General features: G+C 72.9%; 16 protein-coding genes. 10 read left to right on the top strand and 6 right to left on the bottom strand.

The features are described from left to right. Positions 1-245: 245 nt before the first annotated feature. On the top strand, positions 246-1,046 hold the full coding sequence (locus tag ABZ079_RS17830; RefSeq protein WP_356940396.1) for a type II CAAX endopeptidase family protein: 801 nt from the start codon (positions 246-248) through the stop codon (positions 1,044-1,046). A gap of 19 nt (positions 1,047-1,065) precedes the next feature. On the opposite strand, the gene ABZ079_RS17825 is transcribed toward ABZ079_RS17830, so the two are convergent. Next, positions 1,066-1,878, bottom strand: a complete 813-nt coding sequence (locus tag ABZ079_RS17825) for a PhzF family phenazine biosynthesis protein (protein WP_356940373.1) — start codon at positions 1,876-1,878, stop codon at positions 1,066-1,068. Positions 1,879-2,554: 676 nt separating this feature from the next. Here ABZ079_RS17825 and ABZ079_RS17820 point away from each other — a divergent pair. Then, the gene (locus ABZ079_RS17820) at positions 2,555-3,181 is read left to right on the top strand and encodes a PadR family transcriptional regulator (RefSeq protein WP_356940372.1); all 627 of its coding nucleotides are present in this window, start codon (positions 2,555-2,557) and stop codon (positions 3,179-3,181) included. Between the two features lie 64 nt (positions 3,182-3,245). Here ABZ079_RS17820 and ABZ079_RS17815 read toward each other — a convergent pair whose 3' ends face one another. Beyond that, complete coding sequence (locus tag ABZ079_RS17815; RefSeq protein WP_356940371.1) at positions 3,246-3,674, bottom strand: SRPBCC family protein; 429 nt, start codon at positions 3,672-3,674, stop codon at positions 3,246-3,248. A gap of 556 nt (positions 3,675-4,230) precedes the next feature. Between ABZ079_RS17815 and ABZ079_RS17810 the strand changes: the two genes are divergently transcribed. From ABZ079_RS17810 to ABZ079_RS17800, 3 genes are all read left to right on the top strand, one after another. Continuing rightward, positions 4,231-4,788, top strand: a complete 558-nt coding sequence (locus ABZ079_RS17810) for a Clp protease N-terminal domain-containing protein (protein WP_356940370.1) — start codon at positions 4,231-4,233, stop codon at positions 4,786-4,788. Positions 4,789-4,857: 69 nt separating this feature from the next. Beyond that, positions 4,858-5,862, top strand: a complete 1,005-nt coding sequence (locus tag ABZ079_RS17805; RefSeq protein ID WP_356940369.1) for an EamA family transporter — start codon at positions 4,858-4,860, stop codon at positions 5,860-5,862. 192 nt (positions 5,863-6,054) lie between these two features. Further along, the gene (locus ABZ079_RS17800) at positions 6,055-6,999 is read left to right on the top strand and encodes an EamA family transporter (protein ID WP_356940368.1); all 945 of its coding nucleotides are present in this window, start codon (positions 6,055-6,057) and stop codon (positions 6,997-6,999) included. 49 nt (positions 7,000-7,048) lie between these two features. On the opposite strand, the gene ABZ079_RS17795 is transcribed toward ABZ079_RS17800, so the two are convergent. After that, positions 7,049-7,729: a pyridoxamine 5'-phosphate oxidase family protein gene (locus tag ABZ079_RS17795; protein ID WP_356940367.1), complete on the bottom strand. Its 681-nt coding sequence runs from the start codon at positions 7,727-7,729 to the stop codon at positions 7,049-7,051. 49 nt (positions 7,730-7,778) lie between these two features. On the opposite strand from ABZ079_RS17795, the gene ABZ079_RS17790 reads away from it, so the two are divergent. Beyond that, the gene (locus ABZ079_RS17790) at positions 7,779-9,110 is read left to right on the top strand and encodes an aminotransferase class I/II-fold pyridoxal phosphate-dependent enzyme (RefSeq protein WP_356940366.1); all 1,332 of its coding nucleotides are present in this window, start codon (positions 7,779-7,781) and stop codon (positions 9,108-9,110) included. Between the two features lie 80 nt (positions 9,111-9,190). On the opposite strand, the gene ABZ079_RS17785 is transcribed toward ABZ079_RS17790, so the two are convergent. Next, positions 9,191-10,129: a DMT family transporter gene (locus ABZ079_RS17785; protein ID WP_356940365.1), complete on the bottom strand. Its 939-nt coding sequence runs from the start codon at positions 10,127-10,129 to the stop codon at positions 9,191-9,193. 74 nt (positions 10,130-10,203) lie between these two features. Here ABZ079_RS17785 and ABZ079_RS17780 point away from each other — a divergent pair, with 74 nt between their 5' ends. Further along, positions 10,204-11,106, top strand: coding sequence for a LysR family transcriptional regulator (locus tag ABZ079_RS17780; RefSeq protein ID WP_356940364.1), 903 nt, complete (start codon positions 10,204-10,206; stop codon positions 11,104-11,106). Positions 11,107-11,169: 63 nt separating this feature from the next. On the opposite strand, the gene ABZ079_RS17775 is transcribed toward ABZ079_RS17780, so the two are convergent. After that, entirely contained in the window at positions 11,170-11,640 is a 471-nt protein-coding gene (locus ABZ079_RS17775; protein ID WP_356940363.1) for a pyridoxamine 5'-phosphate oxidase family protein, read from the bottom strand. Positions 11,641-11,789: 149 nt separating this feature from the next. Between ABZ079_RS17775 and ABZ079_RS17770 the strand changes: the two genes are divergently transcribed. Beyond that, positions 11,790-12,434 carry a cysteine hydrolase gene (locus ABZ079_RS17770; RefSeq protein WP_356940362.1) on the top strand — a complete coding sequence of 215 codons (645 nt, stop codon included), beginning with the start codon at positions 11,790-11,792 and terminating at the stop codon, positions 12,432-12,434. Positions 12,435-12,440: 6 nt separating this feature from the next. Here ABZ079_RS17770 and ABZ079_RS17765 read toward each other — a convergent pair whose 3' ends face one another. Next, positions 12,441-12,869, bottom strand: coding sequence for a Rieske (2Fe-2S) protein (locus tag ABZ079_RS17765; protein WP_356940395.1), 429 nt, complete (start codon positions 12,867-12,869; stop codon positions 12,441-12,443). 263 nt (positions 12,870-13,132) lie between these two features. Here ABZ079_RS17765 and ABZ079_RS17760 point away from each other — a divergent pair, with 263 nt between their 5' ends. Beyond that, positions 13,133-13,897, top strand: coding sequence for a HipA family kinase (locus ABZ079_RS17760; protein ID WP_356940361.1), 765 nt, complete (start codon positions 13,133-13,135; stop codon positions 13,895-13,897). Then, the gene (locus ABZ079_RS17755) at positions 13,894-14,343 is read left to right on the top strand and encodes a DUF3037 domain-containing protein (RefSeq protein ID WP_356940360.1); all 450 of its coding nucleotides are present in this window, start codon (positions 13,894-13,896) and stop codon (positions 14,341-14,343) included. Before ABZ079_RS17760 ends, ABZ079_RS17755 begins: the two co-directional genes overlap by 4 nt. Positions 14,344-14,364: the final 21 nt, after the last annotated feature.

The raw sequence follows: 14,364 nt of genomic DNA, 5'->3' as shown, positions 1-14,364 counted from the left end.
TCACCGAGGCCGAGGCGGGTGCCGACCACCGGTCCGCGCCGCGGGTTGAGCGCCGTGGAGGCCGCCGGTCCATGCCGCGGGGGCTGAGCGCCGTCACGGCGGGCAAGAGCGCGGCGGCCAGGAGCTGACCGTGCGTGACAGGTGTGCCGCCCTGGCAGCAGCCCGGTGCGCGGCGGCCACCTCCGCTTCTGCGATCCTTGCCAGGCGAAAGGGGCCGTGGGTCCATGAGCCGGCTGGAGGCAGGGGTGCAGGTGGAGGCTGACTCGGTGAGCGACTCCGTGGCGCGGGAGCGTGACCCGCGGCGGATCCTGCGGGACGAGACGCTGCTCGTCCTCGGGCTCTCACTGGGGGCGAGCGGAGTCTCCGCGCTGATCAGTTTCGTCGGCTCGGTCACCAAGCCGGGCGGCCTCAAGGACCAGGCGGCCACCCTCAACGCCTCCGCCGCGCCCGGCCGCCCGTGGCTCGACCTCGCCTGGCAGCTCTTCGGCATCGCCACCGCGCTGGTCCCCGTGGCCCTCGTCGCCCACCTGCTGCTGCGCGAGGGCCAGAGTCTGCGGACGCTGGGCTTCGACCGCACCCGCCCCCGGCCCGACCTGGCCCGGGGGGCCGGGATCGCCGCTGTGATCGGCAGCACCGGCATCGCCTTCTACCTGGCCGCACGCGGCCTCGGTTTCAATCTCACCGTCGTGCCCGAGGCGCTGCCCGACGTGTGGTGGAAGTACCCGGTGCTGATCCTCTCCGCCCTGCAGAACGCGATCCTCGAAGAGGTCATCGTCGTCGGCTATCTGCTGCGCAGGCTGGACCGGCTGGGCTGGACGCCGGGGACCGCACTGGTGGCCAGTGCGGTCCTGCGCGGCTCGTACCACCTCTACCAGGGTGTCGGCGGCTTCCTCGGCAACATGGTGATGGGCGTGGTGTTCGTCTGGCTGTACCGTCGCTGGGGCCGGGTCGGCCCGCTGGTCGTCGCGCACTCCCTGCTCGACATCGGCGCCTTCGTCGGCTACGCCCTGCTCGCGGGCAAGGTGGGCTGGTTGCCGACGGCCTGAGGACCGCCGACGAGGCCGTTCAGGCGCGCAGTTCGCCTTCGATGACCGTGACCGCGCGGCCGGTGAGCAGGGTGCGCTCGCCCCGCAGCCCCGTGCGGACCAGCCCGGTGCGGCGGGACGCCTGGAGTCCCGTGAGGTCGTCGCGGCCCAGGCGGGCGGCCCAGTGCGGGGCGAGGGCGGTGTGGGCGCTGCCGGTGACCGGGTCCTCGTCGATGCCGACGTTCGGGAAGAAGCAGCGGGAGACGAAGTCGTACCCGCGGGACGGGTCCTCGGCGCGGGCGGTGGCGATGATGCCGCGCGGGGAGTAGGCGCCGAGGGCCCTGTGGTCGGGGGAGAGGCCGAGGACGGTCTTCTCGTCGGCCAGCTCCACCAGCAGGTCGCCGACGTTCGGGCCGGTGTCGAAGGCGGCGGCCGGTTCCGCGCCCAGTGCCTCGGCGACCCCGGCCGGGACCTCGACCGGGGTGAGCGGGGCGGTCGGGAAGTCGAGCGTGACCGAACCGTCCTCGGCGGGCGTGGCGATGAGCACTCCGCTGCGCGTGGCGAACCGCACCGGACCCTCGTGGCCGCCGGTGGTGTACAGGACGTGGGCCGTGGCGAGCGTGGCGTGACCGCACATCGCGACCTCGGCGACGGGCGTGAACCAGCGCAGCGCCCAGTCCGCCTCTCCCCCCCCGGGTAGCCGGTGCGCGAACGCTGTCTCGGCGTGGTTGACCTCCATGGCGACGTTCTGGAGCCAGTCGTCGTCCGGGAAGGCGTCGTCCAGGAGCAGGACTCCGGCGGGGTTGCCGGTGAAGGGGCGGTCGGTGAAGGCGTCCACGATTCGCATGCGCATGGCGCTGACGCTAGTGGTTGCGCCGGCCCCCGGACCAAGGCCAATTCACGACCACCGGACTGTTTCCCGCCCGGCGGTCGCGCGCGTCGGCAGCCATGGGGCGGGCTGGGCGCCACCGAACGACACATCCACGACGTGGAACGCCCGCGGCACCCGCGGCCCGCCGCACGCCAGCGCGTACGCCCGCCACAGGGAGAACAGGCGTGCCGTCGAGGAGACCGTGCGGCGGCAGCGGTCGTACGACCCGCCGGTATTCGTCGGGCTGCCAGCTGCGCAGTGATCGAGGACCCGCCGGTCTCCAGCAGCCGACTGCGCACGGTCGTGTTCGGGAAGGACCAGTGCGCCGAGGCCTCGGCCACCGCCGCGACAGCCTGCTTCCCCGGCCGCACCACGCTCCTGACCCCCTCCAGGGCACGTTCCAGCGTGCGCTCCTCCAGCAGTCGCCGAGGTCGGTGAGGCCGGCACCGGCGCCGTCCGGTCCCGGCTCCCGGTTCCTGATCGCTTCCTGAGGGGCGCGTTCCCATGCAGACGCTGCACCGGAGGCACACACGCGGCCGGCGACGGTGATCTCGAGGAGGGGTGCTTGCCATGCGATGGGTTTCCGATATATCGTTGAAACATCGCGAACGGTACGCGATGCATAGTGACAGATCATCGATGGGATGGAGTGATCGCGATGCGTACCCACGGATTCGAGCGTGGACATCGGCACGAGGGCCCCGGTCGGCGGGGCATGGGTGGATTCGACGGCCGACGGGCCGCCTTCGGTCCCTTCGGGCCGGGAGGTCCGGGCTTCGGCCCGGGCGGGCCCGGTTTCGGTCCCGGGCCCTGGGGGCCGCGGGGGCGTGGAGGCCCCAGGGGGCGGGCGCGGCGCGGTGACGTGCGTGCCTCGATCCTGGCCCTGCTCCGGGACCGGCCCATGCACGGCTACGAGATGATCCAGGAGATCGCCGAACGCAGCGGCGGCGCGTGGAAACCCAGCCCCGGCTCGGTCTACCCGACGCTCCAGCTGCTGGAGGACGAGGGCCTGATCACCAACGTGAACGAGGGCGGCAAGAAGCTCTTCTCTCTCACCGACAGCGGCCGCAGCGCCGCCGAGGGGGGTCCGGACGCCCCCTGGGAAGAGGCCTCGCGCGGGGTGGACTGGGAGGCCCTTACGGAGATCCGGCAGGCCGGCTTCGGTCTGATGGAGGCCTTCGGCCAGGTCTGGAAGACCGGCAGCAAGGAGCAGCGGGAGAAGGCGCTCACCGTCATCAACGACGCCCGCAAGAAGCTGTACCTCATCCTCGCCGACGAGCACTGAGGCTGGTACGGCGACCAGGGCGCCCCGCGCGGTATCCGCGCGGGGCGCCTTCGTGTGTCCCGGTTCAGGCCACCATGTCGCCCAGCTTGCGCAGCGACTCGTTCAGGGCGGCCGTCGCCGAGTCCTTGAGCCTGCCCGCCATGAGTGACACGGCGGCACCGGTGAACTCGCCGTCGATCCGGACGGTGGTGGCGTCCCCGTCGGGTGTGAGCGTGTAGCGCGTTGCGACGGTCACCGCCATCGGGCCCTTGCCGCGCACGGCGAAAACCCGGGCCGGCTCCAGTTCCTCGATGGTCCAGTCGACCTCCGCCGGGAAGCCCATGAGCTTCATGTTCTCCTGGAAGGTCCCGCCCACGGCCAGGGTCTCCGGGCCGCCGTGGGGAAAGCTGGTGTGGGTCGCGTTCCACTCCCCGTACGACGGCCAGTCGGTGAGCCGGGCCCACACCCTCTCGGCGGGCGCCTGGATGCGTGCCTCCGCGCTGACTTCGGCCATGCGGCCACCCCTTCGGATCGGGCAAGCGGGCTACGGTGTCGCGGAACGTAACGGCAGGGGCGTGAACATTCAATACTGATGAACGGTCAGAAACGCTGAGCGATCGGCGTGGTCAGCCCCCCAGCCGCCGTATGACCGCCGCGTCGAACGGGTCCCACGCGCGCGGACGGGCGCTCTCGTCGTGGCAGTGCCAGGCCTCCCGGGACAGGTCGGCGAGCAGCGCGTCCGGGCGCGTGGACCCGGTGCACGTACTGCTTGCCGTCCGCGGCCGGCAGCGCCACAAGACGGCACTCGCGCCGGCTCTTTCCGCCCGTGTCGGACGTACGGCGGCGCGGGGTGGGTGCAGGCAGGGGCGCATGGCAAGGCGGCGCGCGCCGTGGCGGCAGATCGGCCGGATCTCCTCCGTAAGGATGAGATCGCGGACGGCGATGTCCACTCTGTGTGGGACGCGCAGATGGTTCCCCCTGTGGATGACTCGGCCCTTTGCGGCTGATGAGGTGGGGATGTGCAACCCCGTACAGCCCGCCGCACCACCCCTGACGAGGCGACTGCGCACATGGACGACGATGCCGGGCTCGGCGCCGAGCTGGCAGCGGTGGTCGCCGCTGCCCGCCGCAGGGCCGTCCGGGACGGGGACCGGCAGATCGACACCGCCCATCTGCTCCACTCCCTCCTGGAGCACGACCCCGAGGTCCGCGCTGCCGTCGGCGGGCCCGCGCGGCTCGCCCGACTGCTCGGCTATCTCGTGCAGCGCAGCATCGGCTACGGCCTGCGCTGGCAGGGCGGTGTGGAGGACTCCGGGGCGATCGCCGTCGTCCCCGCTCCAGCCCCCCTCACCACTCCAGCCCTCCCCAGCCCTCGCGGCGGCGAAGCGCGAGACGGCGGCAGCTGGTCCCCTGTCGCGGCCGCCGCGCTGGCGGAGGCGCGCGGGCGCGCCCGGCGGCGTGGCGAGGGCCGCGTCACCGGCACCGATCTGTTCGCCGCGCTCCTCACGGACCCGCAGTCCCGCGCCGTCGAGGTCCTGGAACGCGCCGGCATCCCCGCCCGCGAGCTGCCCGCCCGGACCGAGGCCGGCGGCGGGGAATACGTCGGCGGCGGCGGTGCGACCTGCTGACGCACCGGCCGTCCAGCAGCTGAGACAGGTGTCAAAGAGAGTGACGCTCCTGTCGTTGCCTGGCATCATGTGCCGGTGCGTACGTCAGAGAGCAGTCAGGGCAGCCACGGCAAGGGCACGGGGCTCGGTCTCGCGCTCGCCTCGGCGCTGGCCTTCGGCGGGTCCGGAGTGGCCGCCAAGCCGTTGATCGAGGCGGGTCTCGACCCGGTGCACGTGGTGTGGCTGAGGGTGGCCGGAGCCGCGCTGGTCATGCTGCCGGTCGCCGTGCGGCACCGCGCCCTGCCCCGCCGCCGTCCCGCACTGCTCGCCGGATTCGGGCTGCTCGCCGTCGCCGGTGTGCAGGCCTGCTACTTCGCCGCGCTCTCCCGCATCCCGGTGGGCGTGGCACTGCTCGTCGAGTACCTGGCTCCCGCCCTGGTACTGGGCTGGGTGCGGCTCGTGCAGCGGCGGCCCGTGACACGCGCCGCCGCGCTCGGCGTGGTCCTCGCGGCGGGCGGCCTGGCCTGCGTGGTGGAGGTCTGGTCGGGGCTGAGCTTCGACGCGCTGGGCCTGCTGTGCGCGCTCGGCGCCGCCTGCTGCCAGGTCGGCTACTTCGTCCTGTCCGACCAGGGCAGCGACGCGGGCGACGAAGCCCCGGACCCGCTCGGCGTCATCGCCTACGGACTGCTCGTCGGTGCCGTCGTGCTGACGGTCGTCGCCCGCCCCTGGAGCATGGACTGGTCGGTGCTTGCGGGTTCCGCGCACCTGAACGGCACCGCCGTACCGGCCGTCGCCCTGCTGGCCTGGATCGTGCTGATCGCGACGGTGATCGCGTACATCACCGGCGTGCTGTCCGTGCGGCGGCTGTCCCCCCAGGTCGCCGGGGTGGTCGCCTGCCTGGAGGCGGTGATCGCGACCGTGCTGGCCTGGGTGCTGCTCGGCGAGCACCTGTCGGCGCCGCAGGTCGCCGGTGGCGCGGTCGTCCTGGTCGGCGCGTTCATCGCCCAGTCCTCGACCCCCGCCAAGGGTTCCCCGGCGCCGGTCGCCCCGGGCGGCGCGGAAAGGGAGTTGTCCGCCCGCGGCACCGCCGCATAGGGTTCCGGTTCATGCCGTCGAACGCGCTCGTCCTTCCGCCCCCGGCCGCCTGAGGCGGGCCCCGGGTCATTCGCCCGGCGCACCTGCGCCGGGCTGGACGGTGCTGCCCGCAGATGAAGTCCGCGCGCCCCGCCGAAGTGGGTCGCCCTCGAACTTTCGCACTCCTGTGTGCGCCTCTGCGGAGATAATGCCTTGTCGAACGCTGCTTCTGGCCTGCCCATCGGGCGTGGCCTGCTCTATCTGATCATCACCGGTGCGGCCTGGGGCACCGCCGGTGCCGGTGCCTCGCTGATCTACCGGACCAGTGACCTGGGCGCCTTCGGGCTGTCCTTCTGGCGCTGCGCGCTGGGTCTTCTGCTGCTCCTGGCCGGCCGTGGGCTGCGCCCGCGCGTACGCCCGACCGTGGCGGAACCCCTGCGCCGCAGGATCACCCGGGCGGTGGCCACCGGCCTCGGCCTCGCCGTTTTCCAGACCACGTACTTCGCGGCCGTGGAGTCGACCGGGCTCGCCGTGGCCACCGTCGTCACCCTGGGCTCGGGTCCCGTCCTCATCGCACTCGGGGCCTGGCTGCTGCTCGGGGAGCGGCTCGGCGCCGGCGGTGTCCTGGCGGTCGCCGGTGCGCTCGCCGGGCTGGGCGTGCTGACCTTCGGCGGATCGGCCGCGACCGTCCGGCCGGCCGGCGTGCTCCTGGCGCTGGCCTCGGCGGCGGGCTACGGCGCCATGACCCTGCTCACGCGGTGGTGGGGCCGGGACGGCGGCACCGACGCCTCGGACACTACCGTGTGGGCGTTCGCCGTGGCCGGGCTGTGCCTGCTGCCGTTCGCGGTGCATGAGGGCCTGCTCCCGCACACCGCCCACCCGGCGCGGCTGCTGTGGCTCCTGCTGTACATCGCCGCCGTGCCCACGGCCCTCGCGTACGCGCTCTACTTCGCGGGAGCGGCCGTCGTACGGTCCGCCACCGTCTCCGTGATCATGCTGCTGGAGCCGGTGACCGCGGCCGTGCTCGCCGTCGTCCTGCTCGGCGAGCGGCTCACCGCGACCACCACGGCCGGCACCCTGCTGATGCTCGGCGCGGTCGCGGGCCTCGCCGTGAGCGAGGCCCGCGGGGCCGGCCGGCGGGAGCCGGTCCCGGTATGACCGCCCAGCCCGCTGCCGGGCGGGCCGGTCCTGGGGTGACCGCTCCGCCCTACAGCACCGCCAGGTAGTCCGGCAGTTCGACGCCGGCCGCCAGATCGGCGTCGGCGACGGGGGTGTCGTAACCCTTGCGGAGCGGGAGGACCCCGGCCCAGTGCGGCAGCGACAGGTCCTCGGGCTCGTCGTTGACGCCGCCCGCGCGGACCTTGGCCGAGACCTCGTCCAGGTCCAGGCGGATCACCGCGGTGGCGGCAAGCTCCCTCTTGTTCGCTGGCCGGGAGTCGGCGGCCCGGCCCGGCACGACGTGGTCCACCAGCGCGTCCAGGGCCAGCCGCCGCTCCTCGGGGTCGGTCACCTCGCGGGCGACGCCGTGCACCACGACCGAGCGGTAGTTGATCGAGTGGTGGAAGGCCGAGCGGGCCAGCACCAGCCCGTCGACATGGGTGACCGTCAGGCACACCGGCAGGCCGGGCTCGGCCTGGCCGGTCATCCGCAGCGGGCGCGAACCGGTGGACCCATGGATGTAGAGCCGCTCGCCGACCCGGCCGTAGAGGGTCGGCAGCACGACCGGGGCGCCGTCGCGGACGAAGCCGAGGTGGCAGACGTACCCCTCGTCGAGTATCGCGTGCACCAGTTCCCTGTCGTACGACGCCCGGTCCGCGGAGCGCGTGGGTACGGTGCGGTCGGTCGGCGTGTAGGCGGCGGCCCGCGATTCCTCGGTCGTACCCTGCATGAGGGTCCCTCCCTGGCGATCCATGTTGCACTAGTGCATAATTTGTTTTGTGCTAGGAGAGTATCGGATTGAAGGGCGTGGCGCAGCCGGGATCGCGGCCGGCGTCGAGCGCGCGGTCGGTGCGGGTGAGCTGGAGCCGGGGCAACACCTGCCTCCGATGCGGGAGTTGGCGGCCCAACTGGGGGTGAACCCGAACACGGTCGCGGCCGCCTATCGCATCCTGCGTGAACGCGGGGTGATCGAGACGGCCGGCCGCCGGGGCAGCCGCATCCGTCCCAAGCCGGCCACCACCGGCCGCGAGGAACTGCGCGTGGAGGTCCCCCCGGGGGGCCGCGACCTGTCCACCGGCAACCCCGACCCGGCCCTGCTGCCCCGCCTGGCCCCGGCCCTCGCCGCGGCGGCCGAGCAGGCGGACCGGCGGCCCGTCCTCTACGGCGACGACCCCGTCGACGCGGGCCTCGTCCGTATCGCCCGCGCCGAACTCGACGCCGACGGCGTCCCCGAGGGTCCGCTGACCGTGACCTCCGGCTCTCTGGACGCCATCGAACGCGTCCTCGCAGCGCACCTCAGGCCCGGCGACGCGGTCGCCATGGAGGACCCCGGCTGGGGCAGCGCGCTCGACCTCGTCCCCGCCCTGGGGCTGCGCACGGCCCCCGTCGGCGTGGACGACGACGGGCCGCTCCCCGACGACCTGCGCCGCGCCCTGGAGTCCGGGGCCCGCGCCGTGCTCGTCACCGACCGCGCGCAGAACCCGACCGGCGCCTCGGTCACCGCCACGCGCGCGCGTGCCCTGCGCGCGGTACTGCGGGACCACCCGCAGACCCTGCTCATCGAGGACGACCACGGCCACGGCATCGTCGACCTGCCGCTGCACCCCCTCGCGGGCGTCACCCGCCACTGGGCCTTCGTCCGCTCCGCCGCCAAAGCCGACGGCCCCGACCTGCGCCTCGCCGTCCTCGCCGGGGACACCGTCACCGTCGACCGGGTGTGCGGCCGTCAGCGCCTGGGCCCGGGCTGGGTGAGCCTGCTGCTCCAGCGGACCGTCGTCCGGCTGTGGACGGACGGCGCGGTGGACCGGGCGGCGGTGGCGGAGTCGTACGGGGTCCGCAGGAACGCGCTGGTCGACGCGTTGGCGGAGCACGGGGTCGTCGCCCACGGCCGCAGCGGAATGAACGTGTGGGTGCCGGTCCCCGACGAGACCGGCGCGGTGGCCCGCCTCCTGCAGGCGGGGTGGGCGGTCGCTCCGGGCGCCCGCTTCCGCCTCGCGTCCCCGCCGGGCATCCGCATCACGGTCTCGACGCTCACGGCGGAGGACATCGCTCCTCTGGCGGACGCGGTGGCAGCGGCGGTACGGCCGTCACCGGCCCGCGTCTACGGCTGAGGGCGGGCTAGGAGAGGCACGGGGAGCGCGGCGAGCCACATGCGGCCCGCAGTCGCGCACCTACCGTACGCCCCTCCCCGCTAGGCGCCCTTCCGTCGTACCTGTGTGAGCGCGGCCCCGGCGAGAACGATCACCGCACCCACCGGCGTCGTCCACCGGAGCGACTCCCCGAGTATCGCCACCCCCGCTGCCGTGGCGATGACCGGAATGAAGTAGGTGACCATCTGTGCGGTCGTCGGGCCGACCTCGGCGACCAACCCGTACTGGATCAGCACCGCGAGCCCTGTACCCAACGCCCCCAGCGCGGTGATCGCCAGCAGCGGCACCAGGGAGACATGCGTGGGGAAACCGGCGGACAGTGGCGTCACGACGGCCAGCTGAACCGTCGCCAGCAGCAGCTGCGCCCCCGTCATCGACAGGTGGGAGTCGCCGGTTCCCGCCAGCTTCCGGCGGACGTAGATCCACCCCACCGGATAGCTCAGTGAGGCAAGCAGGGCCATCGCCGTCCCCGTGGCGTCCAGCCCGTGGAAGCCCTGCCACGCACCCAGCACCGTCAGTACCCCGAGGAAGCCGAGACCGAGCCCGGCCACACGGACCCGGGTCGGCCTGTCCTCGGAGAGGGCGACCAGCGACAGGGCCATCCCCCAGAGGGGCGACGTGGCGTTGCAGATGCCGGCCAGCGTGGACGGGATCGTCAGCTCCGAGTAGGCGAAGAGGGAGAACGGCAGGGCGTTCAACAGGAACGCGGCGACCGCCAGGTGACCCCACAGGCGGGTCCCGCGCGGCAGCCGTTCCCGCTTCACGGCCATCGCCGCCGCCAGTACCGCCGTACCGAACACGAGTCGTCCGAGAGTGACCTGGAAGGGGGCGTACCCTCCCGTGCCCACCTTGATCAGCAGGAAGCTGAAGCCCCAGATCAGGGAGAGGGCGCCGAAGCGGAGCCGCCAGTCGAGGCGGGCGCGGGCGCGGGGACGGGCGGGGGCGGGGGACTGGGTTCCGGGTGCGGTGACCGTGCGCATGATCTCAACGATGCTGGAGACAACCTCGTAGCACAATCGAAATTTCTCACGCGATACCTCTTAGAATCACTTACATGTTGAACCTCGAGCGCCTGCGCACCCTGGACGCCCTCGCCCGGCACGGCTCGGTCAGTGCCGCCGCCGACGCGCTGCACGTCACCACGTCCGCGGTCTCCCAGCAGCTGGGCAAGCTGGAGCGCGAGATCGGCCAGCGGCTCCTCGCCAAGAACGGCCGGGGCGTCCGGCTCACGGACGCGGGCCGGCTGCTGTCCGAGCATGCGGCGCGCATCCTGTCGCAGGTCGAACTCGCCGAATCCGACCTCGAGGCGCACCGCGGCCAGGTCGTCGGCGAACTGCGGCTGTCGGCCTTCCCGACCGCAGCCCGGGGGCTCTTCCCGGCCGCGCTCGGCACGCTGCGCGCCGAGCATCCGGGCCTGCGCGTGCGCTCCAGCGAACTCGAGCCGGAGCAGGGCATCGCCGGTGTCGTCCGGGGCGATCTCGACCTCGCGGTGGTCCTGGACTGGTACAACAAGCCGATGCCCGTGCCCGACGGCCTGGTCAAGGCACCCCTGCTGGACGACCCGGCCGATGTCGCCATGCCCGTCGGGCACCGGCTCGCCGGCCGCGACGAGGTGGACCTCACCGAGTTCGCCGAAGACGAGTGGATCACCTGGGGCGAGGGCGAGTTCTGCCACGAGTGGTTGATGTTCACGCTGCGGTCCAAGGGCGTCGAGCCGATCGTCGGCCACCGCGCGTGCGAGACCCACACCCAACTCGGTCTCGTCGCTGCCGGGTTGGGGGTGTGCATCGCACCACTGCTGGGCCGTCACCCGGTGCCCGAGGGGGTGGTCCTGGTCCCGCTGAAGCAGCGCGTCCGCCGCCATGTGTACGTCGTCTGGCGGGCGGACGCCGACCGCCGCCCCTCGATCCGGGCCGCGGTCGAGGCCCTGCGCGCGGCGGCACACGAGTTCGGCTGAGCCCAGCCTGGTGCGGCCTTGTCTCGCGAGGCCCGCCCCCGCGCCCCGAAGCCCTGCCGGGCCCTACGCTCCGCCCAGCTTCCGGAAGTCCCAGGAGACGATCTTGTCCGGGGTCAGCCGCGCCCAGGCGTGCCGGCCGTCGTGCGGCATCTCGTCCAGACCGAAGTTCTTGCGCGCGAACAGCGTTTCGGCCGTGTCGAGTTCGGCGCACAACTCCCCGGTGCGCGGCACCTCGCCCACGAACTCCACCCGGCCGGACAGCTCGACCCCGCGCAACTGGTCGTATTCCTCACCCGAGTCGACCACGACCGCAACGCGCGGATCGCGGCGCAACTGGGCCCAGCGCCTACTGCGCACCACCGAGTACAGCCACAGCGAAGTGCCGTCCCAGGCGAACCACAGCGCGCTCACATGCGGTGCGCCGTCCGCCGAGACGGTCGCGACCCGGCAGGTGCGCTGGGCGGTGAGGAACTCGTCCAGCTCACCGGGTGTCATCATGATCTTCCGGCCCCGGCGCTGCTGAGTGACGGTCATGCGGCCCCCTCTTCTCCCACGTCGTGCCAGAGAACTTCCGTCTGCCGTCGATCCTCTGACATTACGTCAGAAAAGGGAATGGCTCCTCTTCCGATCACGCCCGGATGTGGTTACTCTCACCGCCCCGGCCCTCGGCGAAAGGCTGCGTGATGCCGTCGTACGAGCAGCTCGGCGACCTCCTCGAACCAGCGAGCACCGTCCTGCTCACCGTCGAGTGTCAGCAGGGGGTCGTCGGCCCGGACAGCGCCCTGCCCGAACTCGCCCGCGAGGCCCGCTCCTCCGGCGCGCTGCGCCATGTCGCCCGGCTGGTAGCCGCCGCCCACGAGACCGGCGTGCAGGTGATCCACGCGATCGCCGAGCGCCGCCCGGACGGCCGGGGCGCAAGCCGCAACGCCCGCCTGTTCCGGGCCGCCGAACGGCTCCCCGTGCAACAGCTGAGCGGCAGCACCGCGGTCCGGATCGCGCCCCCGATCGAGGTCGCCGAGGAGGACTTCGTCGTACGGCGGTTGCACGGACTGTCCCCGATCCACGGCACCGACGTCGACGCCCTGCTGCGCAACCTCGGCTGCCGCACCCTGATCGTCACCGGGGTCTCGGCCAATGTCGCCATACCCAACGCGGTGTTCGACGCGGTCAACCTCGGCTACACCGCCGTCGTCCCGGCCGACGCCATCGCGGGGGTGCCCGCCGACTACACCCCCGCGGTGATCCGCAACACCCTCGCGCTGATCGCCGCCGTCACGACCACCGACGAGGTGCTCGGCTGTCTGAAACGGCCGCGTAGGCGGGCCTGAGGCGGATCAGGCGAGCTTGATCTCCTCGCCGGAAACGGTGATCTTCGCCGAGGGCAGCGCCTTGGTCGCGGGCCCCTGCTTCACACTGCCGTCCTCGGCGGAGAAGTGGCTGTTGTGGCACGGGCAGACGATCACACCCTTCGCCACACTGCCCACCGCACACCCTTGGTGGGTGCACTTGGACGAGAACGCCTTGTACGTGCCCGCCGTCGGCTGGGTGACCACGACCCCCTGGTCCTTGAAGATCTTGCCGCCGCCCTCGGGGATGTCCGAGGTCCTGGCGAGCACGGCGCCGCCGGCGGCGGCACCGCCGTCCTGAGAGGAGCCGGCGGTGCCGGAGGAACCGGACCCGGTGTTCACGGTGTCGGACGAGTCGTCCCCCGAACCGCAGGCCGTCAGCGCCACGGCGAGCCCCGCCGCTCCGGCCGCCGCCATGACGGTACGGCGGGCCGGTCCCGAAGGGGTACCGCCCTGCTCGAGCGCAGCCGGGAGCTTGGGGGAGGGCTGGAGCGATGCGCTGGTCATGTGGCGGTTCCCTTCCGCGGAGCTGTTCGTGATCCGTCCAGGGGTACGGTCCTCGGGCACCACCTGTTCAGACGGGCACCAGATCCCTGCGGCGCGGGCGTGCCGGGGCGGTAGGCCACGGCCGTCGACCAGATGCCGGCCGGATCTCGCCCGCACCCCAGTAACCTGGGGCGATGCTCAAGGAAGTCACCGCGACCCGCTACATCACGCCCCTGCGTGAGGGGGGCTCGCTGCCGGGGCTCGTCGAGGCCGACGACTTCGGGACGTACGTCATGAAGTTCACCGGCGCCGGACAGGGCCGCAAGACACTGGTCGCCGAGGTGGTGTGCGGTGAACTCGCCCGCCGGCTCGGATTCCGGATGCCCCGGCTGGTCACCGTCCAGCTGGACCCGGTCCTCGGGCTCGGCGAGCCCGAGCAGCAGGTGCAGGACCTGCTCCGGTCCAGCGGCGGCACCAACCTCGGCATGGACTTCCTCTCCGGTGCCCTCGGCTACGACCCGCTCGCCTTCCCGGTGAGCCCCGAGGAGGCCGGCCGGATCGTCTGGTTCGACGCGCTGATCAACAACGTCGACCGGTCCTGGCGCAACCCCAACCTCCTCGTGCACCGGGGCGAGCTGTGGCTCATCGACCACGGTGCCACGATGATCTGGCACCACAACTGGCCCTCCGCCGAGGCTTCCGCGTCCCGTCCCTACGACGCCTCCGACCACGCTCTCGCCCGGTTCGCCCCGGATGTCACGGCCGCCGCGGCCGCGCTGGCACCCCGGGTCACCGAGGATCTCCTCGGCGAGGTCACCGCCGAGATCCCCGACGCCTGGCTCGCCGACGAGCCAGGCTTCGACACCCCGGACGACCTGCGCCGGGCCTACGCTCGGCCGCTGCTCGCCCGGGCGGCCGTCATCGCCGAGCGCGTCACCGGCATCGAGGAGGGCAAGTGAGCGAGCGCCACATCCACATGGCCGGCCATGTCACCGAGCGGCACATCACCCGGGCGGGCCAGGGCGGCGACCGGGACGTGTTCGAGTACGCGCTGCTGCGGGTCGTACCGCGCGTGGAGCGCGGGGAGTGCATGAACGCGGGCGTGATCGTCTACTCCCGCGCCCGGGGTTACGTCGGCGCCCGCACCCATCTGGACGAGGCCCGGCTGCTCGCGCTGGACCCGCGGGCCGACGTGACCGGCATCCGGGCCGCGCTCGGGGCAGTGGAGAAGGTGTGCGCGGGCGGCGACGGCGCCGGACAGGCGGCCCGCGACGACGCCGGGCGGCGTTTCCGCTGGCTGATCGCGCCCCGCTCCACCGTGGTCCAGCCCGGTGCCGTGCACACCGGCCTGACCACCGACCCGGCCGCCGAGACGGAGCGATTGCTGGACCTCCTGGTGAGGTAATGGATCACACCGGCCGGATGT

The sequence above is a fragment of the Streptomyces sp. NPDC006314 genome, from assembly GCF_040613075.1.
Lineage (GTDB): Bacteria > Actinomycetota > Actinomycetes > Streptomycetales > Streptomycetaceae > Streptomyces.
This window is presented reverse-complemented; position numbering and strand designations above follow the sequence as displayed.

Excerpts from the sequence above, each read along its gene's own strand:
- ABZ079_RS17760 (WP_356940361.1), top strand. The coding sequence starts at position 13,133 with ATGCTCAAGGAAGTCACCGCGACCCGCTACATCACGCCCCTGCGTGAG.
- ABZ079_RS17820 (WP_356940372.1), top strand. The coding sequence starts at position 2,555 with ATGCGTACCCACGGATTCGAGCGTGGACATCGGCACGAGGGCCCCGGT.
- ABZ079_RS17765 (WP_356940395.1), bottom strand. The coding sequence starts at position 12,869 with ATGGCGGCGGCCGGAGCGGCGGGGCTCGCCGTGGCGCTGACGGCCTGC.
- ABZ079_RS17780 (WP_356940364.1), top strand. The coding sequence starts at position 10,204 with ATGTTGAACCTCGAGCGCCTGCGCACCCTGGACGCCCTCGCCCGGCAC.
- ABZ079_RS17770 (WP_356940362.1), top strand. The coding sequence starts at position 11,790 with ATGCCGTCGTACGAGCAGCTCGGCGACCTCCTCGAACCAGCGAGCACC.
- ABZ079_RS17810 (WP_356940370.1), top strand. The coding sequence starts at position 4,231 with ATGGACGACGATGCCGGGCTCGGCGCCGAGCTGGCAGCGGTGGTCGCC.
- ABZ079_RS17815 (WP_356940371.1), bottom strand. The coding sequence starts at position 3,674 with ATGGCCGAAGTCAGCGCGGAGGCACGCATCCAGGCGCCCGCCGAGAGG.
- ABZ079_RS17775 (WP_356940363.1), bottom strand. The coding sequence starts at position 11,640 with ATGACCGTCACTCAGCAGCGCCGGGGCCGGAAGATCATGATGACACCC.
- ABZ079_RS17785 (WP_356940365.1), bottom strand. The coding sequence starts at position 10,129 with ATGCGCACGGTCACCGCACCCGGAACCCAGTCCCCCGCCCCCGCCCGT.
- ABZ079_RS17825 (WP_356940373.1), bottom strand. The coding sequence starts at position 1,878 with ATGCGCATGCGAATCGTGGACGCCTTCACCGACCGCCCCTTCACCGGC.
- ABZ079_RS17795 (WP_356940367.1), bottom strand. The coding sequence starts at position 7,729 with ATGCAGGGTACGACCGAGGAATCGCGGGCCGCCGCCTACACGCCGACC.